20 protein-coding genes are annotated in these 26,554 nt (G+C 41.0%); 5 read left to right on the top strand and 15 right to left on the bottom strand.

From position 1 onward, the window contains the following. Positions 1-21: 21 nt before the first annotated feature. From AR337_RS20375 to AR337_RS20385, 3 genes are all read right to left on the bottom strand, one after another. Positions 22-978: a carbohydrate ABC transporter permease gene (locus AR337_RS20375; protein WP_253702006.1), complete on the bottom strand. Its 957-nt coding sequence runs from the start codon at positions 976-978 to the stop codon at positions 22-24. A 152-nt stretch (positions 979-1,130) separates the two neighbouring features. Further along, positions 1,131-2,393 (bottom strand): sugar ABC transporter substrate-binding protein, encoded by a 1,263-nt coding sequence (locus tag AR337_RS20380; protein WP_059173947.1) that lies wholly within the window; start codon positions 2,391-2,393, stop codon positions 1,131-1,133. Positions 2,394-3,152: 759 nt separating this feature from the next. Next, the gene (locus tag AR337_RS20385; RefSeq protein ID WP_059173877.1) at positions 3,153-4,235 is read right to left on the bottom strand and encodes a GNAT family N-acetyltransferase; all 1,083 of its coding nucleotides are present in this window, start codon (positions 4,233-4,235) and stop codon (positions 3,153-3,155) included. Between the two features lie 235 nt (positions 4,236-4,470). Between AR337_RS20385 and AR337_RS20390 the strand changes: the two genes are divergently transcribed. Beyond that, positions 4,471-5,058 carry a YesL family protein gene (locus AR337_RS20390; protein WP_253702014.1) on the top strand — a complete coding sequence of 196 codons (588 nt, stop codon included), beginning with the start codon at positions 4,471-4,473 and terminating at the stop codon, positions 5,056-5,058. 234 nt (positions 5,059-5,292) lie between these two features. Further along, entirely contained in the window at positions 5,293-6,888 is a 1,596-nt protein-coding gene (locus AR337_RS20395; protein WP_082687096.1) for an FAD-dependent oxidoreductase, read from the top strand. 117 nt (positions 6,889-7,005) lie between these two features. On the opposite strand, the gene AR337_RS20400 is transcribed toward AR337_RS20395, so the two are convergent. Both AR337_RS20400 and AR337_RS20405 read right to left on the bottom strand, forming a co-directional pair. Next, entirely contained in the window at positions 7,006-10,860 is a 3,855-nt protein-coding gene (locus AR337_RS20400; protein ID WP_059173879.1) for a carbohydrate binding domain-containing protein, read from the bottom strand. A 339-nt stretch (positions 10,861-11,199) separates the two neighbouring features. Further along, positions 11,200-12,051: a DegV family protein gene (locus AR337_RS20405; protein WP_059173880.1), complete on the bottom strand. Its 852-nt coding sequence runs from the start codon at positions 12,049-12,051 to the stop codon at positions 11,200-11,202. A 328-nt stretch (positions 12,052-12,379) separates the two neighbouring features. On the opposite strand from AR337_RS20405, the gene AR337_RS20410 reads away from it, so the two are divergent. Further along, positions 12,380-12,769, top strand: a complete 390-nt coding sequence (locus AR337_RS20410) for a hypothetical protein (RefSeq protein WP_059173881.1) — start codon at positions 12,380-12,382, stop codon at positions 12,767-12,769. Positions 12,770-12,895: 126 nt separating this feature from the next. Here AR337_RS20410 and AR337_RS20415 read toward each other — a convergent pair whose 3' ends face one another. The 3 genes from AR337_RS20415 to AR337_RS20425 all read right to left on the bottom strand — a co-directional run bounded on the left by AR337_RS20415 (position 12,896) and on the right by AR337_RS20425 (position 15,973). Next, positions 12,896-13,468 carry a hypothetical protein gene (locus tag AR337_RS20415; protein ID WP_059173882.1) on the bottom strand — a complete coding sequence of 191 codons (573 nt, stop codon included), beginning with the start codon at positions 13,466-13,468 and terminating at the stop codon, positions 12,896-12,898. Between the two features lie 188 nt (positions 13,469-13,656). Then, positions 13,657-14,316 carry a diphthine--ammonia ligase gene (locus AR337_RS20420; RefSeq protein ID WP_059173883.1) on the bottom strand — a complete coding sequence of 220 codons (660 nt, stop codon included), beginning with the start codon at positions 14,314-14,316 and terminating at the stop codon, positions 13,657-13,659. A gap of 232 nt (positions 14,317-14,548) precedes the next feature. After that, a complete protein-coding gene (locus AR337_RS20425) occupies positions 14,549-15,973 on the bottom strand; it encodes a cytosine permease (RefSeq protein ID WP_059173884.1) in 1,425 nt (474 codons plus the stop codon). A 460-nt stretch (positions 15,974-16,433) separates the two neighbouring features. On the opposite strand from AR337_RS20425, the gene AR337_RS20430 reads away from it, so the two are divergent. Together AR337_RS20430 and AR337_RS23385 are read left to right on the top strand one after the other, a co-directional pair. Beyond that, a complete protein-coding gene (locus AR337_RS20430) occupies positions 16,434-17,213 on the top strand; it encodes an acetoin reductase (protein WP_059173885.1) in 780 nt (259 codons plus the stop codon). A gap of 193 nt (positions 17,214-17,406) precedes the next feature. Beyond that, positions 17,407-17,547 carry a hypothetical protein gene (locus tag AR337_RS23385; protein ID WP_156424484.1) on the top strand — a complete coding sequence of 47 codons (141 nt, stop codon included), beginning with the start codon at positions 17,407-17,409 and terminating at the stop codon, positions 17,545-17,547. A 438-nt stretch (positions 17,548-17,985) separates the two neighbouring features. Here AR337_RS23385 and arcC read toward each other — a convergent pair whose 3' ends face one another. The 7 genes from arcC to allC all read right to left on the bottom strand — a co-directional run bounded on the left by arcC (position 17,986) and on the right by allC (position 26,521). After that, complete coding sequence (gene arcC / locus AR337_RS20435; protein WP_059173886.1) at positions 17,986-18,921, bottom strand: carbamate kinase; 936 nt, start codon at positions 18,919-18,921, stop codon at positions 17,986-17,988. Between the two features lie 150 nt (positions 18,922-19,071). Then, positions 19,072-20,346, bottom strand: coding sequence for a DUF1116 domain-containing protein (locus AR337_RS20440; RefSeq protein WP_059173887.1), 1,275 nt, complete (start codon positions 20,344-20,346; stop codon positions 19,072-19,074). Between the two features lie 44 nt (positions 20,347-20,390). Continuing rightward, a complete protein-coding gene (gene fdrA, locus AR337_RS20445) occupies positions 20,391-22,136 on the bottom strand; it encodes an acyl-CoA synthetase FdrA (RefSeq protein WP_059173888.1) in 1,746 nt (581 codons plus the stop codon). Positions 22,137-22,256: 120 nt separating this feature from the next. Beyond that, a complete protein-coding gene (gene allD, locus AR337_RS20450) occupies positions 22,257-23,306 on the bottom strand; it encodes an ureidoglycolate dehydrogenase (protein ID WP_059173889.1) in 1,050 nt (349 codons plus the stop codon). Between the two features lie 59 nt (positions 23,307-23,365). Further along, a complete protein-coding gene (allD, locus tag AR337_RS20455; RefSeq protein ID WP_059173890.1) occupies positions 23,366-24,415 on the bottom strand; it encodes an ureidoglycolate dehydrogenase in 1,050 nt (349 codons plus the stop codon). Positions 24,416-24,439: 24 nt separating this feature from the next. Further along, a complete protein-coding gene (allE, locus tag AR337_RS20460; RefSeq protein WP_059173891.1) occupies positions 24,440-25,204 on the bottom strand; it encodes a (S)-ureidoglycine aminohydrolase in 765 nt (254 codons plus the stop codon). A 54-nt stretch (positions 25,205-25,258) separates the two neighbouring features. Continuing rightward, positions 25,259-26,521 carry an allantoate deiminase gene (allC, locus tag AR337_RS20465; protein ID WP_059173892.1) on the bottom strand — a complete coding sequence of 421 codons (1,263 nt, stop codon included), beginning with the start codon at positions 26,519-26,521 and terminating at the stop codon, positions 25,259-25,261. Positions 26,522-26,554 lie beyond the last annotated feature (33 nt).

Here is a 26,554-nt window from a genome sequence, read left to right on the forward strand (position 1 = left end):
CCTTACACTCACGCTGACTCATTAATAAATACCTTGATCTTTCCCCACTAATTTTCTCTGTATAAGGGAAATTATTAAGATGATCGCGAATAACACGTAGGAAAGAACAGCAGCATAGCTAAAGTTCAAATTGGTAAAGCCAATCGAATACAGATAATAAACAATCGTACTGGTTGAGAAGTTCGGTCCTCCGCCAGTCAATAAAAATGCCGAATCAAAGATCTGGAAAGATCCTATCGTCGTGATGATCAAGACATAGAAATGAATCGGTTTTAATAATGGGAAAGTAATCATCCAAAAGGATTTAATAGGCGATGCGCCATCAATCTTCGCTGCTTCATACATATCCTTTGGAATGGACTGGAGCCCGGCGAAGTAATAAATCATCGTGCTTCCGGAAACTTTGAAAATACTTAAACCCGCCAATACCATTAGCGCTTGTGAAGAGTCAGATAGGAATAATTGAGTTTCAACGCCTAAAAAGCTTAACAAGTAGTTAATAAAACCAGATTTCGTTCCCGAAAAAAGCCATTCCCAAATGCCGGCAATAACAACAAACGAAGTAACAACAGGAAGGAAAAATACCCCTTTAAAAAACTTCGTCATGTGGATGCCTGATTTCAAAATAAGGGCGAGAATCAGTCCGAGCGCCATTGTCGGGATGATGTAGTAAATGGAAAATAAGACGGTGTTCCAGATGGATTTCCAGGCAATTTTGTCATTTAACAGTTGTTGCCAGTTTCTTAAACCGACGAATTCCGATGTACCGATGACACGGTAATGCATGAATGTCAAAACGAAACTGTATACAAAGGGGATAATTTGAAAGATAAGAAAATGGATTAGTATCGGGACAAGGATAATATAGACGAGCGCGTTCTTTTTCCATTCATCCTTTATCCTTTTCACCAATGGCCGTTTAAGCTGTTTTTTATCCAAAGGCAACTTGTTATCATTTACAGCCATGACCTTTTCCAAGCAATCACCTTATTTCATTTTTTGATCGGCTTTGAAATGCAAGCCGTATGTATTCCGCTGGCAGCCACTAACAATTTCCATCCGCTATTCTTAAGTAACAGAGAGCTTTATTCACAATGGAATAAAACTCTCTCATCAAAAAAGTTATTCGTTTACGGCTTTGCAAGCTCCGTTTCAATTGCTTCAGCCGCTGCATCTGCTGCTTCTTGAGGAGTTTTTTCCCCTGCCATCATCGATTGTACCTGAGCTTGGATAAATGGCATGATCGCACGGCCTTTTGGATGAATAACTCCAGGCAGGGCGTATTGGGTATATGATGCCAACTGGCTCAAATATTTATTTGAATCGAAGATATCCTTGGCAGCTTCCTGAGTTGGGATATATTGCGTCACTGTGCTAAAGATACGTTGGTTGTCCGTGTTGGTAATCGCTTTTACAAATTCAGCCGCTGCATCCGGGTTATCGCTGTTGGAAGGAACAACAAACATACCAGTCGTACCGTATGTTACTAGTTCTTTATTTTTTAATGGCGGTGCAAATGCAAATTCAAATTTCCCTTCTTTTTGCAGCATGGTTACGTCGATTCCAGAGCCAAGAACCGCTAACATTTTTCCGCCCATCCAAAGCTCATTATGGTTCGTTGCGGTAATGGAGTCTTCCGGAATGTACTTGTTTTGATACATCTTGTTAATCATTTCGAACGCTTTGACACTATCTTCGCTATTGATTAATACTTCATTTTCAGCTGTGACAACATCTCCGCCAGCCTGCCAAATCCAAGGGTAAATCGTTCCGTTCATGGAACCTCCGCCCGCATAGGACAAAGCATAGAAATCTTTTTCTTTTGCTTTTGCCGCCCAAGCTTCAAATTCTTCCCACGTGGCTGGCAGTTTCGCTGGATCTTCACCAATTGCCTTAACAACATCCAGATTGTAGAAGAATGTATAAGCTTCCTGTAAAATCGGCAATCCATATTTCTTGCCTTTCCAAGTAGTCGCTACCAATGAACTGTCAACAAATCCTTCCAGATCCTTATCATCTAAATAAGGATCCAGCTCAAGCAGCATCCCGACATCGGCATATTGCGGCATTTGGTCAGGAATGGCATAGAATATGTCCGGGCCATTGTTTGCGGCTAATGCAGTTAGTACTTTCTGGTCGCGGTTAGACCAAGGAATCGTTTCAATATTTACTTTAACGTCAGGAAAATCTTTATTATAATTTGCAATAATTTCTTTCCACATTTCTTCTTCCTTTGTAGCATCACCAGTATAAGGATGGACCCATATCGTTATTTCGCCACCAACCTTGCCGTCTTCTTTTGGTTTCGTTCCAGCCTTCTCTTTGCTGCAAGCAGCGAGCACTAAGCTAAATACAAGCATGAGCACCATGAACCATAAACTTTTCTTTTTCATGTAATTTTTCCCCCAGTTAAAATTAATAATAAAATCCAAGATTTCCTTATTTAAAAATTTTTAATATCCCCTCCTTAAAACCACTAAACTAGTTAACTGAAAAAACCGTAAATTGAAAGCGTTAACAAAAAGGATTAAAAAAAATTCAACAACTACCCTTATTTTAGTTTTTTTGAAATATTGTGACAAGTCTATAAAGTGTCTTTAAATAGATTATGGAAATTATTTAGTAAGAGCTAAAGAAAATTTCTTCACCCTAAAAAAGTGGTTTTAACGAATGTGTTGATTTATGCTACGGGCACACGCTTTCCGCGGGGCGTCAAAGCAACTTCCTGGAATTCACTCCATGAATAAGCTTCTCGAAAAACATCAAGGGCTTTGCGACGAGCTGAAGAGAGCTTCCTCGAATATTCTTTGGCGCAGGAGCAGTAAGGAGCCTCCTCGGCGCTAGCGCCTGTTTGTCCAGCTACAGCGCCTAGCCCCTCGAGGTCGCTTCGATCCTTCAGGTAAAGTCAAAGAGCGACTTTTCCTTCAGGCCCTCCAGCGCTTGTCAGGGCTGACCAAGGCACTTTCGCTTTTCGTGGGTCTCCACCTTGCCGCTGCATCCCGCAGGACTCTGAATGGCTTCCCCGAATTCACCCACGCACGAAGAAAATGCGTAGCATTTTCGAGGAGTCGGTGCCCTCCGCTCCAATCAACATAAAAGTTAGGCATTTTTATCATTAACCAGCACTTATGGTGAAGAACCTAGAAAAATAATTAAACATAATTCAATCCTTGCGGGAACGGAAAAGGAATCGGAAAAACATCCTTTAAGGACAGATCGCTGTCTTCATTTCCTTTTAAGATCACCTCTCCTAATTCTTGACAGCCCATTATTACAGAACTCTGGTTAAACTGAAGTTCTTTATGATTTTCATCAACATTTGAGATGGTCAGCTTGTTTTCAAAATACGGACCAAGCTGAGCCAGCAGTAAATCAAGATTCATAATTTTAATGGTTCCTGGAAACGGCAGTTCTTCTTTTGGCAGGGTTTCGAGGTGCTGGTTAAGGCCTAAATCAAAGGTTGGAACATTGGCCAACAAGGAATTTAAATTGTATGTAAATGCTGCTGAGAGCAGGCTTCGGACGGCCCGAGGGTCTCCTCCCCATTCTATTACTCTAGAATCTACCTTTTCCTGGTGGCCATGGTAAGGCATCCCGAATACTAAAAATGCTTTTACCTCTTGATTCACTTCAGCCACCAAGACTTTATGGTTCATCTTAAAAATGCTGGCAAAACCAGCCGCTTCATTGAGCAGAGCTAGATCATAAATACTTTGTTCATACCTAACCGGACGGTTCTGGCTTAGTTTCCTTAGTTGAAACCAATCGTAAGGCCCAAGCTCTCGAATGGTAAAGTCCTCTTCCGCTGGCAGGTCACCTTGGTGCATTTTATATTGATTCATCTTTCCGTAATAAGTACATCCCTGTTTAAGGTAGATTGGTAAATCACCGGAAATAAATAAAACTGACGCACTAGATTTATTGATGTGTTCAAAAACCATTTGTAATAGGGTATTGGCCAGTCCTTTTTTTCGATAATCAGGATCCGTACAGACGGCACCAATTGAATACGCCTGGACTTCAGCTCCTTCGATATGAAGTACGGATGGAACTAATCCGATAAAACTAACTAGCTGTCCATCCATAAATGCCCCATATGATTGATTTAATGCGGGTGAGAATACTTGCGGAAACGCTATTCCCATAGACACATGGCCTTCTTTGCGAAAAACTTTGTCTGCCAAATCACTTGCTTGTTTAAAATCTCCCTCATGTAATAATCGAAATTCTGTCATTCCCCTACATCCCTCCTTAATTTCCCAAAAATGGTATAGCCACTATTTTGAATTATGTTATAATACAATCAATTTATTATCTCTATTCTATTTTTAATTAAATTAAGTGACAAGTCTATTAAATGTCTTTAAATAGGTTCTTTCCATTATTACGCAGCTTTTGAAGGGACATTATTTCTGATAATGGGGTGTTGAATTGGGTGGTTGGGAGAAGTTTAATAGCTTAGCAACTTGGATGGTAAAGATAGCTTATTTAAATATACTTTGGATTTTTTTCACATTTGCAGGACTGGGGCTATTTGGCCTCTTCCCTTCTACGGGCGCTATGTTTACAATCGTTCAAAAGTGGCTCCGAAAAGAACCAGTTGAAAAAATCTTTCAGTCCTTTTGGAAAACCTATAGAAAAGACTTCGTTTCCCTAAATCTATTCGGCTTATTCTTCATCGTAATTGGTTACATTATCGTTTACGACTTCATGTTTTTACAAATGAACGGCGAGAAACTTCAATTATTGTACCCTGTAATTGGATTTATAGCGATTTCGTATATCCTAACTTTATTGTACTTCTTCCCTGTATACACACAATTTGAAATGAAATTCTTTCAATATATCAAACAATCATTCTTATTAGGTGCATCTTCGATTTTAGAAACAATGCTCATTCTTACTTCATGCATGCTTCTATCAATCATTATAAGATTCCTCCCTGGGATCATCCCTTTATTCACTGGAAGTGTCTTAGCTATCGTAATAACATATTGCAGCAACCGAGCCTTGCATAGAATCAACAGCCGAAGAAAAGTGATAGATATAAACCTTTAATCAAGTTGGAGGGTGTCCCATCGTTGGACCCCCTCTTTATATTATGCCAGCCGATTTCTACTCCAGCGAATTCAATTAATGTTAATTTAATTTATTTCAGATAATGCTGAAACTTTCCGCCCATTCTTTGTTAGCTATTTAAAGACCGTTTAAAGTCTTGATTAATAACATCATTGCCATAAACTTTAAGATAAGTTCGAAATGCCGTTTTGATCCCATCTAGGAGGTATTTATATGGATTTCAGTCAGTTGCATTATTATGTAACTACCCCGAAAGCTAGTGACCCAAAGATAATTGAAAGAGATTTAATTGTATATGGTGCCACTCCAGCCGGTATTACAGCGGCAATTCAAGCAAAACAAATGGGATTAACTGTAGCCATTGCGGAGTTTGGCAAACATATTGGCGGGATTTCAGCAAGTGGTTTAGGTGCCTCAGATAGTGGTGCCAAAGAAGCTATCGGAGGCTTATCGCGAGAGTTTTTCCTGGCATTAGGAACGTATTACGGTACAGAAGAACAATGGACCTTTGAACCGAAGGCAGCCAGGCAGGTTTTCGAAAAATGGCTAAAAGAATATGGCATTGAGGTGTTTTTCAACCAACATTTAGAAGAAGCAAAAACAGAGAATCGAAAAATTAAAGAAATAATAATGGAAAATGGAACTGTATATAAAGGAGACATTTTCATTGATACAAGCTATGAAGGGGACCTAATGGCTAAAGCTGGTGTTTCTTACTTTGTAGGCAGGGAATCGAATGCCACCTACAAAGAGACTTATAATGGGATTCAGTTCGGGCATCCCCACCATCAATTTGAAAAATGGATCTCCCCTTTTTATCACGAAGATGACCCTGCAAGCGGTGTTTTGCCTGGAATTACAGAAACCAGCCATGACACGCTTGGATACCAGGGACAAGGAGATCATCGGATTCAAGCTTATAATTTCCGGATTTGCTTAACAAAGAACCCTGTCAATCGAGTCCCTTTTCCTAAACCTCCTTCATATGATCCGGAACGGTATGCATTACTATTGCGTAATATCAATGCCGGTGTTTGGGATGCAATGAACCTTCATACCATGTTGCCTAACGGAAAGACGGACTTAAATAATTATGGAGGATTTTCGACTGACTATATCGGGATGAATTATGAATGGCCGGAAGGGAATTATGAAACCCGTGAAAGGATTTTCCGAGACCATTTTACATATAATCTCGGCATGCTCTACTTTTTAGCCTATGACGAGCAAGTACCTCAAGCAATTCGAGACGAAGTATCCGCGTGGGGATTGGCTCGTGATGAATTCGAAGAAACTGGCCATTGGCCGCATCAGCTCTATATTCGGGAAGCAAGGAGAATGATATCTGACTACGTAATGACAGATCGAAATTGTTTAGGTGACGTTTCAGTTGAAGATTCAATCGGGCTGGCTTCCTATCAAATGGATTCCCACCATTGTAGAAGATTAATTATAGACGGAAGGGTTTATAATGAAGGCGATGTTGAAATACCCATCTCACCATACCCAATTTCTTATCGTTCAATTCGCCCCAAATCTGCGGAATGTACGAATTTACTCGTTCCAATATGTTTATCCAGTTCACATATAGCCTATGGTTCGATTCGAATGGAGCCGGTATTTATGATTTTGGGCCAATCTGCAGGAGCTGCTGCCGCGTTGGCCCATCAAGATAACACGACAGTTCAAGCGGTTGATTACGAACAATTGAAAAGAGTGTTACTCGATTACGGTCAGGTACTGGCATGGGATCCTTCCATTGAAGATAATCCCGTCTTAAGGATGAAATCGACATTTGGGAAAAAATAAACGAACAGCTTAAAGGACTGCATTTCTTTCCCTAATAGGGAGATGCAGTCCTTTTTCTTTTCAAACAATATCGTTTGTTGTAAAAAGCTTTATTTTCAAATTGTTGAGGTCTACCTGTTACTCAGGTTTACCAGGATTGGTTGGTTTACCCGGCTTACCTGGCATACATGGTTTATGGTGGTTGCCTGGATTTTCTGGCTTGCCAGGATTTTCTGGTTTGCCAGGTTTGTCTGGTTTGCCCGGCCTGCATAGTTGCTCTGTCCATGTAATTGTGTAGATTAACGTTGAAATGCCATCTGTTCCTGTTACATTGATAACTGTTTTCTCGGATCCATGTACGATTTCAACATGAGCATCAGGTTGATTCGACTCTGCAAGAATGTTTTCAGTTGGGCTAGCATAAATGGTATAGTCTAATTTTCCTGGTTGGAAGGCTTCCATTGCTTCACCATCAATGCTAATTGATGTTAAGGTTGCATCTGTTTCAGGTACAGGGATTTTATAGAGCTCACTTCCAAGCGCATAATAAATGCTCCCATCCACTCCGACTGTCATGCTGTTCATGAAATCCTCTACAAGCACTTTGTAATCTAATGTTTCTGGATCAATTACAATCAATTTACGAGATAATGTTGTATAAAGCATGCCATCCGGCCCCCATTTAAGGCGGTATGGAAACCATTTACTGCTGTTATATAAACTTGGCCGTATGACTTTACTATCCACCACTTCAAAGGTTATGGGATCCATTTTAAAGATTGTTCCCTCAACGGCACCCCATAAAAATCCATCCGGTCCGAATGACAAATCACCAATCATTCGAGGTGCTGCATCGATTCCCGGGATTTTCGGTGTGAAATCTGTAATTTTTTCACCCTTTTCAACATCCCAAACAAAGATTTTCGCTTCTTCTGCTTTAGGGTTTATTCCTAGTCCACCCCATACTGAGGTTCCTCCAAATAACTTGCCATCGCGGTAGGCCAAGCTAATAATACTTTGATCCTGAACAACATTTCGCTGCTGTGACCATTCATTTGTTTCAGAATCATAGATAGCCAGGGCCCCACCTAAAACCCCGTAATCAGGGATTGTTCCAACAAATAGCTTATTCTCACCCGATGTGATGGCAAATGGGCGGTCTTGCTCGTCTTTAATATCATATTCTATTTTTGGATTGCTATTTAAATCTACTGGCTGTGTTGGATCATAGCTGTACATAATAGCCCCTACATATGTTCCAAAATAAACGGTATCGTTCATGAATCCGATTCCTTCTGGCTGGGCAAACGAAGAAACATTTACTTCGATTTCATTGGTGAATGGATTATATACACTCATGCCGCGCTGATATCCGCCCATATAAAGCTTTCCGCCTGGACCGGATTCAAGCGATTGAATGGCTACAGCAGTTGCAGCCAGGTCTAGCATGACGAACGACAATTCATTTGTTTCTGGATGATAGAGCATGTATTCGCCATACTGTGTCACCATCGCCAATACTGTTTTGCCAGTAGATAATGTAATCCAAGCCATATCCTTTACCCGTGGAGTATCCGGAAGAATTGGAAGTTCTTGAATCAACGTTTCTTCGTTTGAATCGAGATCATATTTATAAAATTGTGTCCCCTTTTTGTAATAAATCATATTGGGCTGATTCGGATCAGGTTCAGAAATCATATTGCTAAACTCGAACGAGCCTTCAACTTCCATTGTCTCTGGATCGATGACAAGCATATTGATGGTTGAAACGGCCACGAGAAGCTTCCCGTTCACAACCCAAACATCTTGAATAAAACCATTTTCACCAGAGTGCCCTTCGATGATAAGCTCCTCTTTTTCACGTGTATGGCGATTAATTTTATACAGATGCTTTGTTGTTCCAATTCCCACATAAATATAATCCCCATCAACGGCTAATCCCCGTGCGTAATCCTGGTTCGTGACACTTCCAAAGTCTTTGAATTCACCTGTGTTGATATTATATTCGAAAACGCCAGCGCCTGGGTATGTTGCACCATAAATTTTGCCATCTTCTGTCGCTTCTATATCCCAAACCCAGGCTGCAGAAGGATTGGCTCCGAGGTATTCGACAACTTTTCGTTCCGGTACATAACGATATAATTTTCCATCAGAAGTTCCCGCAAAGTACACATTTTTATCAGGGCCAATGGTTATGGCCCATACAGCTTCTGTATTATCAATGACTTTAGAAAATTTAAGTTTCCCCGTTTCTGCGTCCAATACCGAGAATGTTCCTGGATGGCCATTCGAATGATAGTATACTTCATTCTCACCTAAACTATTTTTTTGAATTACCCCTGCTTGTCCCAATTGAACATGGACCATTTCTCCAAGGTTAATAGGTTCGGCATATTCACGGTCTAAGTGGGAATCATCTGTTACCTTTTTGAATGTAACATCGTCAAAATAGACTTCTGTGAAACTAATACCTCCAGAATAGAATGCAAGTCTTGCATATGCCGCATTCTCTGGAACAACACTGAATACCTTTAAATCTATCCACTCATTTTTCTGCAAGTTGCCGTTAAGTTCTCTATGGTCAGTAATTTTCTTATTGTCTTTATCAAAATACCGAACTTCTGTCACGACATTATGTGTCTGGCTAACGACATTGGAAAAGACGGTTAATAAGTAAGAGGTACCAGGCTCAACGGCGATTTTATCGCTTAAAACACTCACACCCGCCTTGTCAGTTGTATCGTGTAAGTGTAAGCTTTGTACTCCTGTACGCGCCCGTTCTGAACTAACTTGAATGCCTGGACCTTCAAACTCTGATTTCCAACCTAAAATGTTGCCAGCCGTTACTTTCTCTTCAAAGCCTGGATTCACCACTTCATTGTAAATGTCCTCTGTTGGAGGTTCTTCTATGGTTGTACCTTCAATTGTTACATCGTCAAAATACGCTTCCGTAATGGAAGGGTGACCTGAGTTAAAGCGTAGTTCGACTTTGGCGGCACCATCTGGAACCACAAATGGAACTTGAATTTCAGTCCATTTGTCCGTTCCTAAAACAGCAGAGCCGAAGTTAATAAATGTTGCTGTTCCTACCCTTTGATTTTCATTGTTGAAATAATGGACCTCAAAACCAATACTATGTGATTGTCTGACAACATTTACAAATGCTTTCGCGATATAAGACTCTCCTGATGTAACAGAAACCTTTTCACTCGTTACCTGTAAATTCCCACCCGGATTATTGCTATTCTCATCTAAAAAATATAAGCTTTTATTTCCGGTGCGGGCCTTTTCTCCGCTGAATGTGATACTTGTGGATGGATTTTTGGTTACGAGGCTCCAGCCAGGATATACGACTTCCAATTCAAAAGATGCGTTTACCGGCAGTGTTTCTGTAGAATCCGAATCCTTCACAATTTTCACATCATCAAAGTAAGCTTCCGTTTTAGAAGGATGCCCGGAATTGAACCGAAGCTCAACCTTTGTTGCCCCATCCGGAGCTGTGAATGGCACACTGATTTCGGTCCATTGGTTTGTTCCTAAGTCTGCTGCCCGGTAGTTAATAAATGTTGCTGATCCTACCCTTGTATTTTCATCGTTAAAATAATGAACCTCATACCCAATACTATGAGTTTGACTAACAACGTTTACAAATGCTTTCGCTGTATAAGAATGCCCCGAACTAATTGGTACTTTTTCACTTGTGATTTGCAAATTACCACCGGTAGTACTGCTATTTAAATCTTTAAACAGTAAGCTTTTACTCCCTGTATGAGCCCTATCTTCACTGACAGCTATACTTGTTAATGAATTATTCGTAACAAGGCTCCAACCAGGAATTACGGCCTCTTCAAAACCACCGTTCAAAACCACTCCAGGCATAGTACTGTTATTTATTGTTTGTGAGTTTGATACTGTATAAGGAGCAAATAAACTGAAGACAAGTGTAAAACAGAAATAGAGTATAAACCGTCTTTTAAAAATTTGATTCTTCATTACTAGCCTCCCCATTTTAATAGTATTGAATCGAATGTCAGATCAACTCCTCTCTTATTTATTTTCAAAACAGCGGGCTAAGTCCTCAACAAATATAGACCATCCAGTTCCTAGCCTTTTCCTACTATCTTTCTACTCAATGATCATTATTCCTGTTCATGCTTATTGACGAGAATATGACCATAAATAATTTGGGTAATAAGGACCAGTGATGATTATTTAGGTTTTCACCATCCGTGCGAACATAATAAAAAGCCTCCCCATCTAAAGTAATGGGAAGGCTAATAAAGTTTGCCTGTTTATTTAGATAGCAGGCCAGGGTAGATTTTCACAGCCAAACTATACTTCCAGCCCCGCAATTCCGAACCCGCCAGGCCCGGCGTGAGTCGAAATCATCGCACCGGCTTGGATCCATCTTACATTTTTAAAACCAGCCTCTTTTGCTAATTCATCCATCCGTTGCTTTATACTATCATCAAGCCCGATCGAGTAAAGTAAATAAAGCTGCTCTCTATCAATGTTGTATTCACTCAAATATTCACTCATGAGCTTTTCAGCGACCACACTCATTTTCCCGCGATATTTTTTAGTAGAGACAAGCTTACCCTCTATCAATTCGATCACTGGCTTTATTTTTAACAAAGCCCCGCCTAGATAGGCAACATTGCTTACCCGTCCACCCGCTCTTAAAAAATCCAGGCTGCCGGGAATGAAAGCCAGCCTCGATTTAGGAACCACTGCTTCAATTTGTTCGATTAATCGTTCAGGTTCAATGGAAGGTTCCTGCTCCAGTAACTTTACAGCATACATGACAATTGCCGCCAACCCGCCTGTTACATTTAATGCGTCAATGAGAAACAAATCTTCAAAATCCTCAGATGCAATCACCGCACTTTGAAAGGAAGCGGAGGCCTTTGACGTATAACCAATGTGGACAATGGCGCAACCAGGAAAATCCGCTTTTATTTTCGCAAAAAACTCCTGGTACTCATGCACATTCGTTGCAGAAGTAGACGGGATTTTTTTCGTCCGCTCATAATAGTTATAAATGTCCTCTACAGGCAAAGAACCATCCAAATAATCCTGCTCATCCATTATGACATGCATCGGAACCACCTGCACAGCATGTTTCTCAGCTAAATCCCCGGGTAAATCCGCGCCACTCTCTGTCGTTAAAATAATTCGTCTCATAGTTTGTCCCCTTCCATGCAACTCTGCCCAAATTGTTCGGGATTCCTTGTTATAACTTACTCTAACTATACAACAGAAGGGAAAATCATACAGCTAAATTTATTATTTCATATTTAGTGAAGGCCTTACTTCGTTCTTATTTGTTTGATCGTCCTAGCAATGAAACTACAAAACACAATATTAACTAGTTTTGTGACACCATTTGCAAGTGAAGCTAAAGTAACTTATGACAGTTTACGCATGTCCAAATTCAATGTATAGTTTTTGTTGAACGAACGAATTTGATTAATGCCAGAAATTATATTGAAACAAGGAGATGGTAAGTTCTTTGAAAAAAATATCTTTCGCAATCATTTTTTTGGTAATCATATTATTTGGATGCCAATCAAATGATAATGACTTAACATTTGATGGCGAGAGTGAAATTTGGTCAGCCAGAGTAACTGTAAATCAGAGTAATGGAGAAGAAAAATACCAAATTCAACTTAATTACAAAGGAAATAACATAGAAGGAATAGATACTTTTCATTACCAGGTTGAATCAAATAATAACGGAAATATAGATTTTGGTGCAGATAATGCCAAATTAAACAAAGAAGGCATATATTTTAACAAATCATTAGGTTCAAACAGTCCTACTGCCAGTTCCGATGATGAATTAGTAATTAAAATAGAATGGAACGATACTAGCGATAGCTTTACTTTAGTAACCAAGTAATAAGCTTTAAGAGTGAGGAAACCCTTAGCCTTAATAAAACAAAACTATGTCCTTTCAATAGAGTATAGCGACGAAAAAGCCCCAATCCCAAAACGAGGATTGAGGCTGAATAAGACTATCCTTATTTTACTTGTTGCCGTATATCGCTGTTTTGTTGTACTTCTCTTTCCAGATTGAGTGTCCCAACCAAAGGATAGCGATGCCGGCAAGGGGCTGGGCGACATAGGTTCCATATGGGATGAAATCCAATATCGGGACGAGGACCATCATGATTCCAGCCCCTTTCGGAAGAACCCCTTTTAGAGCAAGTAATATACCCAATAAGATCAGGCCGATAAAAAATGGATAAAGAGATAACGATACCCCCGTCATTAATAAAGGAGGAACCTTTTCTAACACCGCGGGGGCGCTTTCCTCAAGGACTGGAACAACGAACGCATTCACCCAGCTGTGCCCTGTCCACATGGCTGCACCGAAAAATGTTAGCAAGAAAACACCAAATCCAACTTTCCCAAAGTGTTTCGCATTGACCAAATAAATCCCGATGAGTGCAAGAAGCAGAAACAGCATGGCAATCAAATCAACATATGAACCGAATCTCTCCATTGAAGTGTTGTACCAGAACAACAACGAAAAAGACAGCACCCCCGTAACCATCCCACACAAGCCGGTGAAACGTATAAAGCTTGAATACGTCATACCACCCACCACCCGTTTTGAAATATGGAAATCTGTTCAACAACCTTGCTGCCCTCCCAAAAAGATGGAGTTACTTAAGGTATATTAACGGGCGAAACATTTATGTATAGTACTAATGAAGTAAATTTAGAGTAAAAAAATAAGGGACCGTGCTCGTCCCTTTTGAAACTTTTCATATAATAGCCCGACTAAAGTAAATCGCAAAAATGGAATCGGCCTTTATCGACCTCCTCACAAATTGTAAAATCAACTTTGCCATTAAAAAGCGGCCCGGCAAAACAAAACGTATGGAATTCCCCGTTTTCACCGCACGGATCAACTGTTGATGGGAGCACATTCAGGAATTCATTGTCTATCACTCTCCCAAGAAACCGATCATCCAGTTTTTCCGTATCTATGCACGTTGTGATCGTTTTGAAACCAAGTGATAAAAACTCTTTTATGAGATCTTCCGTACTCTGTTCCCAAAGCGGAAAAACACCCTTCAGGCCGTGTTCCCTCACCTGATTTTCCCGATATTCCTTCACATCATTCAGAAGGATATCGCCGAACATCACCGCCGTAACGCCGTCTTTTTTTAGCGACTCCAACATCCCGCGCATCCTCTCCTGGTAGACCTCATTGGAACATTCGGCGGGTATGTATAATTTCCTTAAAGGGAAACCGATGCTATCCGCTTGCATCTCCAACAAGCTTTCCCTTACACCATGAATGCTGACCCGGCTGTATTCTTCGGTGATTGTTGTAAAAAGGGAATCGACAATGTACTCATCACTTTGCAAAAGCTTATAAAGAGCGAAACAGCTGTCTTTCCCCCCGCTCCATGATACTGCGATTCGTTCCTTCATTTTCTTCACCCTTAAAAAATTCATTTGAATAGCGATAGAACTTTCAAAATTTAGGCAACCATTTACCAACGCATGGCTACAAAAGCAATCCTTTTATTCTTCATTATACAATCCTAAATTTGGTGTGCTACTTCTTCGGGCTGTGCTGTCCTGAACATTTTTAATAACAACTTAGGGACAGCTCTCGTCTGCCAAATGCAAACGAGAACCGTCCCCGATTTATTACGATTTATTAAATGGTCTTTTCTCTTGGAGTGGTGTACATTTGTCTTTCTTTTTTCTGGCGTACATCCTTTACCTTAGATTCATATTTACTGTAGTATTTACCCTTCGTATAGACGGCCACGAAAATCGTAATGATTGAAGCTAATATTGCAGCAAAGAAAGTCGCGGTATGTTGTAAGAACGTTCCCATGTATCCTAATGCGGCAATTGTCCCAATCACGCTTGAGATAAGTAATGGAACAACCCCAACTGGATTCCATTTATATAATCTTTCCTGTCTTGATTCATATTCTTTCGGGACGATTTTCAACAACTTCTTCACGACTAAAGCATCAGTAACTAAAATAGCGGCCCACGCCATGAGGAGGACTCCCTGGAACGTCATTGCGCTGGCTAAATGATCGAGAATGCCGCCAAGCATCAATGCGATCGAAACGACGGCTGAGATAACAACCCAAAAACGCCGATCGGGTTTGAAATGAAATACATTCTCAAAAAAGTTGGACAATGACAGGGAAGCACTATAAATATTTGTAATGTTAATACGTAATTGCGTTAACATTGTAAATACCACTCCACCTAGTCCAAGAAGTGTGACAATGTAGACACCCGGATTCGATTCACCTAACCGGACACCAAACCAGATTCCTAGTAAACCCATGATACCAAAACAGAAAACCTGTGGTATAAATCCAATCATAATGGACCCAAGTTTAATATCTTTAGGTTTAAGGAAACGCGCATAATCCGACGCGATTAAAGCTGTTAACCCCATAATGCCATGCTGCATTCCTATACATAAAAGTAATGCTGTTCCGCCAATCTGCACACCATCTGGCAGATACGTCCAAAATTGCCCACCGAATTTAGATGGGGTATTGAAGGCGACGATTATTGTGGTAATTAAGAAGATACCGAAGATCGGTAATGACCATTTTTGTAGCTTGTCTAATTGTTTAATACCGAACCAATTAAGCGGGATGACAATTGATCCAAAAACAACAATTAGAAGCCATAAAGGAATTGCGGGGAAATATGCATGTACAGCAGTAACGAGAATCATACCTTCAAATGCACAATACATGATGAAATTGGATGCGTAAATTAAAGAGGTTAACGAAGCACCAATATATCCAAAACCCTGTCTAGACATTAGATTTACGTTCATCCCTGATTTTGCGGATAAATAGGCAATGACTGTACCTAAAACTCCCGCAATCACGATGGCATAAATGGCTGAAATAATGGCGTTCATTGCGCCAAACTGAAGTGCCATAACACTACCTGTTTGAAAATAAAAAATCGCAGTGGCAATACCAAACGTTATGTTGGTTACACTAAACCACCCCATATTCCGTTTTTCTACTGGCACCTTGTCAAATGAATAATCGTCTTTTTCTACTTTGAGATCCATTGTCTGATTCAAACTCATGCAATCATCCTTTCATGATGTTCTACACAGACTGTCTCCTTCCGCCATTTAATTTTCCTACATTCAACTAATCCTCCTTTCAAGATTGAATGCTTGTTTAGAAGGATAACAGAATGTATATTTATTAGATTATTTTTTTTAAGAAAAAACCGCTTTTGCCCCCTTCTTCACAACTAAATTTTTTCACAATAATAATAGTATAACATAAAATCAGTGTGGGATGAGAACTGGAGCCATTTATCGTAGTCAAAAGAACCAATTGTATGGAACATTTCATTCAAATGAAAGAATAAAAGTTCCAGGTTTACAATATTTAATCCTACAAAAAAGTAGTCTAAAAAATATGAGTAGGCATTTTGTTTGAAGAGACAGAAAATTAAGGCTTATACTTAAAATGTATTCTAGAATACTAATTAGCAACCGGTGAACCATTCAAAAAGACAGGGAGGAATACGACACAATGACTACACAACAAGTGGCAGTAATTACAGGTTCAGGCCAAGGAATAGGGAAAGCATTAGCTGAACGCTTAGCAAATGAAGGATTTGCAATCGTATTAAGTGATCTTAATGAAAAAACGGTACAAGAAACTGAGACAGAACTTAAAGACAAAGGATTAAAAGTTACATCATTTGTTGGGAATGTTACAAATCCTGAAGACCAAACAGCACTTGTTCAGCACGCAGTGGATACTTTCGGTAGTGTAGATGTTTTTATCAATAATGCTGGTGTGGAAGGCCAAGTGGCACCTCTAACTAAAGTAGAACCTAAATCGGTAGATTTTACTTTAGATGTAAACGTTAAAGGGGTAATCTATGGTATTCAGGCAGCTGCAAACCAAATGATCAAACAAGGAACTGGTGGTAAAATCATTAACGCTTGTTCTATCGCGGGACAGGAAGGCTTTGAAATGTTAGGAGTATACTCCGCCACTAAATTTGCAGTAAAAGGGTTGACACAAACAGCCGCAAAAGAACTTGCACCCCATAAAATAACCGTTAACTCCTACTGTCCAGGAATAGTAGGAACAAGCATGTGGGAACGACTGGACGAAAAAATGATGGAACATATGGGGACGAAAAAAGGAGAAGCATTTGAAAAATTCACTCAAGGCATTGCGCTTGGCCGCCCTCAAACTCCAGAAGATGTAGCAAATCTGGTATCATTCCTAGCCTCGTCAAACTCTGATTACATCACAGGACAAAATATTCTGACTGATGGAGGTATGGTATTCAATTAATTCACTATATCTATCATGCCTAGAGTGATCTTTAAAAAATATCCATGATACCGTCGAAAAAAAGTTAAAAGCTCCAGCTCTCAGACTTTGACAAACTCGCAGGAGTTCCGGGTTTGTCTATAGTCTTTATTAATTGGAAATATAAATTGAAGCAACAGTGCGTCCAGATTTCCACTCAGGGTGGACGCTTTCCGTGGGCGGGGCCGAGCCGCTTCATACAACGTCCTTTGGGATGCAGCGGCAAGGTGGAGACCGCCTCGAAAAGCGAAAGCGCCTTCGCGACAAGCACAAAACGCTTGTCCCTGCGATGATTATTCCAAGGAGCTTTCCTTAGTGGTCAGCCCCGATATAGGAAGACTAGGTTTTGCTTCAGCAAAACCTAGTCGCCCATAATGCGAGCGTAGCGTAGCCTAGCGCTGGAGGGCCTGAAGGAGAAGTCGCTCTTTGACTTCACCTGAAGGACCGAAGCGACCTCGAGGGGTAGGCGCTCCTCGAAAATCCTCATTATGCTAACGCATAATTTCGTGCGAGGATTATTCTTGGAAGCTTTCCTTGTGCTATCGCTTTTTCTTCGTGCGTTGCGTAAGCAGCCGTAGCCTTCCCTGTGTAGCTGGACAAACAGGCGCGCATTGGACGCTCCACTGACGCCCAACGGAAAGCGAAGTGCCTGTAGCGTAAATCACCGAAACGAAAATCAAAAGCCCGCGGAGAGGATATCCTCTCGCGGGCTTTTGTCGACTCTCCGAAAGGATTGTCTTGTGGCAATTTGCAATTATAAAGTTATACGTGTGCCAGTTTTACCTTCAAGGGCATCTTGAAGCTTATCCATAGATGTAATAATGACGTTTTTACCGCCTTTTTTCAAGAATAGGATAGCAGCTTCGATTTTCGGTCCCATGCTTCCTTTTGGAAAATGGCCTTCTTCCATATATTGCAATGCTTCATCAATGGTCATTTCAAAAAGATTTTTTTGTTCAGGTGTTCCAAAGTGTATCGCAACCTGCTCAACACCAGTCAGGATAAATAAATAATCCGCATTGATTTCAGCAGCCAGAAGCGCACTTGCGAAATCCTTATCAATGACAGCATTCGTTCCCTTTAGCATTCCATTTTCCTCGATAACAGGGATTCCGCCGCCACCAGCTGTGATGACCGTTATTTCTTTATCAAGCAACGCTTGAATTGCGTCTTTTTCAACAATTGTAACTGGCTTTGGAGAAGCAACGACACGTCTGTATCCTCTGCCGCTGTCTTCAATGTATGAAATCTCTTCCGTTTCGAGAATTTTGTCCAACTCTTCTTTTGTATAAAATGGCCCGATTGGTTTAGTCGGGTTAGAGAAAGCTGGGTCCTCTTTAGAAACTACAGCTTGTGTAACAATTGTCGCAACTGTTTTAGCGATATTACGTTCAACCATTTTATTTCTAAATGCCTGCTGAATTAAATAACCCAAATTTCCTTGAGTTTCCGCATCCAAAACATCGAGCGGATAAGCCGGGACCACGGATTCAGCCATTTGGTTTTTAATCAATGAGTTTCCAACTTGCGGCCCATTGCCATGAGTAATAACAACCGTGTTTCCCTGCTCAATCAGTTCAAGAACAGGTTCACAGCTTTCATCAATATTTTTTTGCTGTTCTTCTAATGTACCCTTTTGTCCTTCTTTGATAATTGCATTTCCGCCGATGGCTAAAACAATTTTGCTCATTATGATATCTCTCCTGTTTAAATTTACTTTGTTGCCTCAACTTATTTTGTTCTTAATGGAAGCATTTAAACCGAATTTTCAAAAAAATGATCCTCTTCATAAAAGGAGGAGAGGAATTGTTTTTCGTTTCCCTCTCCAGCAAGAATTTCATTATTGAGCTTCAATTAGGCCAAGCTTTACTGCATACGCATCGATTGCTTTTTCAAAGCAAGCTAATGGCGCACGGACAGTACCTGCACCGATTTGTCCAACTCCAGCTTCTTTATGTGCAATACCAGTGTTGATGATTGGCTCGATACCTAATTCAACTACTTTTCTTGCGTCGATTCCAAGTGCAGACCCTTTGAAATCCCAAGTAGGAATCGAGAAGTTCGAGTTATGGTCAATACAAATTTCCATCATTTCATTACTTGTATTAACTGCATCGTCCATACCGCCAGCACCTACGAAGCGCGTAACACCAGGTGCAGCAATCATTGCAAAGCCGCCTACCCCGAATGTTTCAGTAATGGCACTGTCACCCATGTCAGGGCAAGCCAAACTTTGATCATAACCTGTAAAGAACAAACCTTGCGGCGTATTTACAGGTGCTGTAAACCATTGGTCACCCATACCGGCAATTCGGATACCGAATTCATAACCGTTACGGCACATTGCTGTTACAACTGTTCCATGTTGGATTTTACGTGCTGTGTCCATTACAGCCTTAGTTGTTGCCATCGCAATATTCAAGAAGAACTGGTCTGTATCAGCCAGGAATTGAATAACGTCTTCTTTATCCTTTTCAGATGCATCTGTTTTTAAAATATACGGAGTGATTTCTTTTAGGAAAATTAGCGATCCAGCAATATTACGTTGGTGGAACTCATCACCCATTGTTATTGCTTTTGCCATCATAACGTTAATGTTTAATCCGTCACCTTTAACTTTTAGCGCTTTAGCTAGTGTCGGACCAAGTACATCCCTAAACCATTGCAATCGGTTGATTACTTCATCAGAATACGCACCGAAACGCAGGACCGCACCAATACCTTCATTCATTGTGCAGTATGCTTGATTATCGCCGTCACGATTTTCTACAACAAAAACTGGCATGTTGCCGGATGTAATCCCACCCATTGGACCGACTGCATTTACATGGTGGCATGGGATAAATTCAATTTCATTATTCTCGAATAGTTTAAATGCTTCTTCAGCATTAGCAGCCCATCCTTCGAATAAAGCAGCTCCTACACAAGATCCTTGCATCGGGCTTGTCATGTTTTCCCATTTGATTGGTGGTCCTGCATGAAGCAGAACCTTCCCGGTTAATTCTTGAATGACAGATTTTGCAGGCACTACATCTACTAAGAAAGGTGCACTTGATACAACTTTATCGATTACTGCGCGGTTTGCTTCATCAATTGTTTTAAATTGTCCGTACATTATGCTTCCTCCTGATTTTCACTTTAGTGTAATATGCGATTGGATTAACGAAGAACACTTAGGACTTTACGCATTCTCTCGTTGCCGCCAGCTACTGGACGCCAATCGAATTGAACAGCCCTGCCGCCGTTTTCTGTTATAGCAGAAGTAAATTTCTTCAGGCCAACGTTGACAACATTCGGTTTCTCGTTCAATAATTTCTCGATAGCTGAAGAAACGTTGATTTCTGCTTTTGCAGCCGCTTTGCCAGAAACCAATTCTTTATCCTTCTCTTCAATCCGGACATCAAGGATTGCAAGAGCCGTGCGGATCGCTTGGTTATTGCTGTCTCTTAAAATTACACCTGCTTGTTCAAGCTTCGACTTTTGCTCCTGAATGTTTTGCGGGTCTTGCTCCGTACCGCAAACAGTCGCAACAAAGTAAATGTTTTTGCCGTTTTCACGCGCATTGCTTTGGATCTTTTGAATTCCAGGAATCAACGCGCCAGCCATGTCATCATGTGAACCGTAACCAAGAACAACATCAAATAGAATAATCGCTGTAGACTCATCCTCTGCAGCCTTTTGGAAGAACTTGATTCGTGTATCAGGATCGATCATTGGATGCGGTTTTCCTTGAGTATACATATCGTCACCCAAGTCAGCGACTTCAAAACCGTTTGCTTTTAACAAGTAACCTTCCTCATGAGAGCCATCCTTGCTAAGGCCAAGGCCTCTGCTAATCAGGGTAGCTGCTTCATATCCTAGTGTACCGCCGGAATAAAGGCCTTTAATCGTTTTTTGTTCTGGTTTCAAGTCAACAGCAGGTACTTCACCAACAAGTTTGTTGTAGTTTCCTTTTACAGGATTTCCTTTTGCAAGGTCCACAGCAATTGCTGCTGTTTCTTCAAGGGTATTCGCATAGTAGATGTTACCTTCATGATTATGCGGCTCTTCACCAAGGAAGATAGCGACAACTGGTTTAGATAGGCTTTGAAGCAATTCAACCACCTGGTCGCGCACTTCTTTTGCTGGTGGCTTTGAGACGATCCCAATCACTTCTGTTTGTTTATGTGCTTCAAGTCCTTTTATTGCATCGATCATTGTGATGGCGCCAATCTTATCAGATAGGTCGCGGCCGCCTGTTCCGATGGCATGAGTTACACCGCCGCCAAGCCGGTCGATTTGGACAGTAACTTCCTGAATACCTGTACCGGAAGCACCAACAAGTCCGATATTTCCTTGCTTAACCACATTTGCAAACGCAAGTGGTACGCCGGACAAAATTTCCGTTCCACAGTCAGGTCCCATTACAAGAAGGCCTTTCTCATGGGCTTTCTCTTTGAGGCGACGCTCATCTTCAATTGACACGTTGTCACTGAAGATAAGAACATGCAAATCGTTGTCAAGCGCCTTTTCCGCTTCTTCTGCTGCGTATTGCCCCGGTGTTGAAATCAAAGCGATATTTGCACTTGGCAAAGCTTTAAGTGCCTTATCCCATGTACGTACTGATTCAAATTCCTCTTTACTGCTGCTGATTGCCTGATTGTTTAAATAATTATCAACTTCATCAAGTACTTCCTGAATCTTTTCTTCCAGGTCGGTATCGATAACAAGACACATGTCATTAGCAGCCGCTTTTTCAAGTTCTTCAGTGTAAAGGCCTGAGCTTTTGAATATATCCTTATTGGCGGGAGTTCCCATCATAATTTGGACCTTGTTGATTCCGTCCATTGTCGAGATTTTATTTGTAAGAAGCATTAAGTTTACAGAATCCTGGTAGGAATTCTCTTTTATAATGGTATATAGCATTGGTTCACGCACCTCTTCTTGTAATTTTTCTTGGTGAAAAAAAGCTGCCTAATTGGACTATTTAGGTCCATGTAAGAAGGGTGGCATCTCGCTGGGAGACCACCCTTCCTTTCTCTGCTATCACTTTGCAAAAGGACTTTTATTGTCATACGCATTGTTGTGGACCACGTCGGAATTTAAATACTCGTATATATGGTCAACAATTTCAATGCCGTCCTCTTCATATTTCTTCTCCCTTTCAGCACTTCTTTGGCCAGGATAAGAAACATGTTCAAAGCCAGGAGCGGGCTTAATGTTATTAAGATCCTTCATTGTCGTTGCAATGCCTTCTTGGAATGCATTAAGGTTTGTGAAAAATTCTGGATTAATAACAATATGGAGCTGTCCAAGATTCCGATACTCAGTCAGATCATGATACATTGAGGAAACCTTGTTTCCAAACGGAAGGCCAAGCAATATTCCAGATAAAACATCAACCATCATCATGAGCCCGTAACCCTTTGGACCGGCAATAGGCAATAATGCATTTACTTTAAATGGATCGGTTGTTGACTCTCCGTTGCTATCGACAGCCCATGTATCAGGAATTGATTCATTTTTCGATCTGGCATGAAGAATTTTTCCCCAGGCCTGTACGGTTGTCGCCATATCGAAAGTAATATGCTTCCCGTCCTTGCCAGGTGCGGCAAAAGCAATTGGATTTGTTCCGTAATAAGGCTCCGATCCACCAAAAGGAACAACCATTGGATCGGATTGGCATACAGAAATCCCAATCAAATTCTCATTGACTGCCTGTTGAACAAAATAAGAAAGCGCACCGCTATGGCCGATTCTCCTGACACCTACGACAGCGACTCCATTATCCTTAGCCATTTTTATGGCTTCATCCATAGCAACCTTTGCCGCAACATGCCCTGCTCCATTATCCCCGTCAAAAATTGCTGTACATGGACCAGTTTTTTCAAACGTAAACTCCGGGTTATTATTGATTCCACCCTTAGCGATTCTTTCGGCATAATATTCAACTCGCATTGCGCCGTGAGAGTGAACGCCTCTAGCATCGGCATGAGCAAGCACATCTGCAACAACGGCAGCATGCTCTTCGGTTAATCCAGCCTTCTGGAGCTTTGTCGAGATTAAATTCTTCAATTGCTCTTTAGTCAATCTCATTCCTAGTCACCCCTAACATCGGTAAACCAATTAAGTTATCTTTTATATCAATTTAGCACTTATTTAGCAAACGGGTCTTTATGATCATACTGGTTGTTATGAATGACATCCGAGATTAAATATTCATGAATATCATCTACAATTTCAATCCCGTTTTCCTTATAATCTGCTATGACAATATCGTTATTCTGTCCAGGGAAAAGAACCTTTGAAAAACCTGGGGCAGGTTTGATTTGATTCAAGTCATTCATGGTTTGCGTTATATCTTTCTTGAAGCCAGTTATACCCGTAAAGAATTCCGGATTAATGACAATATGGAGTTGGCCTAACTTCCGGTATTCAGTTAAATCTTCGTACATAGATGAAACTTTATTACCAAACGGGAGTCCTAATAGTATTCCAGATAGTACATCGACCATCATTGCCAGGCCATAGCCTTTAGGGCCTGCAATTGGCAATAATGCGTTGACACTAAACGGATCAGTAGTCGGTTCACCGTTTTTGTCTACAGCCCATGTATCCGGAATCGATTCATTCTTTGATCTGGAATGAAGGATTTTTCCCCAGGCCTGGACAGTTGTTGCCATATCCAAAGTAATCTTACTGCCATCGCTGCTTGGAGCTGCAAAAGCAATAGGGTTTGTACCATAATAAGGCTCAGCACCGCCGAATGGAACAACCATCGGATCGGATTGGCAAACGGATATGCCAATCAAATCTTGGTCAGCTGCCTGGTGAGTAAAATAGGATATCGCTCCGCTATGGGAAATATCTCTCACACCAATAATTGCAACGCCACTTTCTTTTGCCATTTTTATTGCTTCGTCCATAGCAAGCTTTGCAGCGGCATGGCCATTGCCGCCATCACCGTGAAAAATGCCTGTAGCTGGTCCAGTTTTCTCAAATTTAAATTCAGGATTTGTATTAATCCCGCCTTTTGCAATTCTTTCAGCATAGTACTCCACACGCATGGCTCCGTGGGAATGAATTCCTCTTTCATCCGCAAATACAAGGACATCAGCTGCTATTTCAGAGTGGTCCTCGTTAAGGCCTGCATTGTGAAGCTTATTTTTGATTAGACTTTTCAAGTCCTCTCTTTTTAATCTCATGGTGACACCTCTTCGTTGGGAATATTATAATGATGCATCCCGATTACAATCTTTTGAGTAAACATATGTCAGTGGTTCTCTTCCAACTGCATATGCAGCTTGGTGGACATAAGGGCCCATAAAGATGTAATCGCCTTTTTTAACCGGAATCCATTCGTTATCAAGGTTATACATACCTTCTCCAGAAAGGAGATATGCACCATGCTCCTGGACATGTGTTTCAATAAATGGATGGCTTGCTGCAGGATCGAATGAAAGAATGTGGAAATTCATATCAAAATCGAGATCCATCGGCAATAGATCTTTAATATGAACGTTATGCATCTCATCGTAGTCCCTATATTCGATATCATTTGCATGGCCGGAAACAGCCCATGGCTTACGGCCTTCTAATGGCTTATATTTTTGTTTGTAAAGGAATAGACGGGAATCCCCGGATTCGACGTTTTCCAAGTACATTTTCACTCCTGGAGGGCAATATAGATAACCGCTTTCTTGTAAAATATACTCCTTGCCATCAGCTGTTGCCTTCACTTTTCCGCCTAGAACGTAAACAAATGACTCAACATCTTCCTGTCCACAGAAGCCTTCGCTATTCTTGCCGCCTTCGTGCATTGTGATGATATAATCCACAAAGCTCGCACCTAACTTCGGTGATCCTAAAATGGACATTGTGCAATTTTCAAAACCAGGGACAACGTTATTGACTAAGCCCTCTGGTGCAAGTAGAGCATATTTGCCATGTTTAATAATTGACCTGCTTGACAGTAAATCTTTTGGATAACCCATCTTTACATCCACCTTTATTCAACATTTTTTTATAAAAAGGTTCTAAAACCTTTATTATTCTTTATATCCCAATTCATATAGGGCGCCAATCAGTGCTTTAACACCTTCCGCCAGATCGGCCGGCTCTGTAAATTCGGCAGGATTGTGGCTGATACCCTTTAGACTAGGGACAAAAAGCATTGCTGTAGGTACAACCGGCGCAAAAATTTGCGAGTCATGGCCTGCGCCACTGTGCATGAGCTTATAATTGAGGCCATTTTCTTTACATTGCTTTTCGATAAGTTTCACAACGGTTTGATCCATTGGAACTGGATCAGCATCCATCCACATATCGATTGCGGTCTCAACACCATGTTCTTTTGAAATATCATTCATCATTCCAGTCATTTTTTCCGTGAAGGACACAATCGCTTCTTTGTCAGTATGGCGAACATCAATGGTGAAAATCGCCTTTCCTGGCACGACGTTTACAATGTTTGGCTGAACTTCGATTTTACCAACTGTTGCGACAAGCGGATCCCCAGCTTCCCTTGCCATGGTTACAATTTCAACAATCATCTGGCTTGCTGCAAAAACCGCGTCTTTTCTGTAGCCCATTGGCGTTGTCCCTGCATGGTTTGCTTCGCCTGTTATTTCAACAGTGTACCGCCTCTGGCCGACGATACTATGGACAACCCCGACTGATTTCTTTTCGGTTTCGAGGACGTTTCCTTGTTCAACATGGACTTCGACAAAAGCTTTTAAGTCATTGCGCTGCCCTTTTGATTCGTCCCTGAAACCAAACCCGGCGTCAGACATCGCTTTGATAAATGGAACCCCATCAAAATCGGTTATCGTTTCGACATCTTCACGTTTCGCTAACCCAACAATGTTTTTAGATCCCCAGAATGTGTAAGGGAAACGGCTTCCTTCTTCTTCAGCCATTGAAACAACTTCAATGTTGCGCAGTGGTTGGCCGAACTGTTCTTTCAAGTATTTTAGCGCCAATATACCAGCAACAATTCCATATGCTCCATCATATCTGCCGCCATTTTTCACTGTGTCGACATGCGAACCAGTCAGGATGGTTTCGTCAATGTTTTTCCCTTTTAGTGTGCCGAATAGATTTCCGACCTCATCAAAGTGTGCTTCAAGGCCTTCGTTTTCCATCCATTCTTTCAGGGCATTCTGGCCGTCGACCCATTCTTTTGAATAAAGCAGACGTGATACTCCACCTTCGATATCCGCCCCGAAGCTACCTAGCCATTCAAGCTTCTGGGCTGTTTCTTCCGCTAGTGCATCAAGCTGTTTACCGGTTGCTTTTAGTATGTTCCCCAACTTCCATCTACCTTTCCTCATTATGTAAAATAG

This window comes from Bacillus sp. FJAT-27445, assembly GCF_001510665.1.
Lineage (GTDB): Bacteria > Bacillota > Bacilli > Bacillales > Cytobacillaceae > Bacillus_D.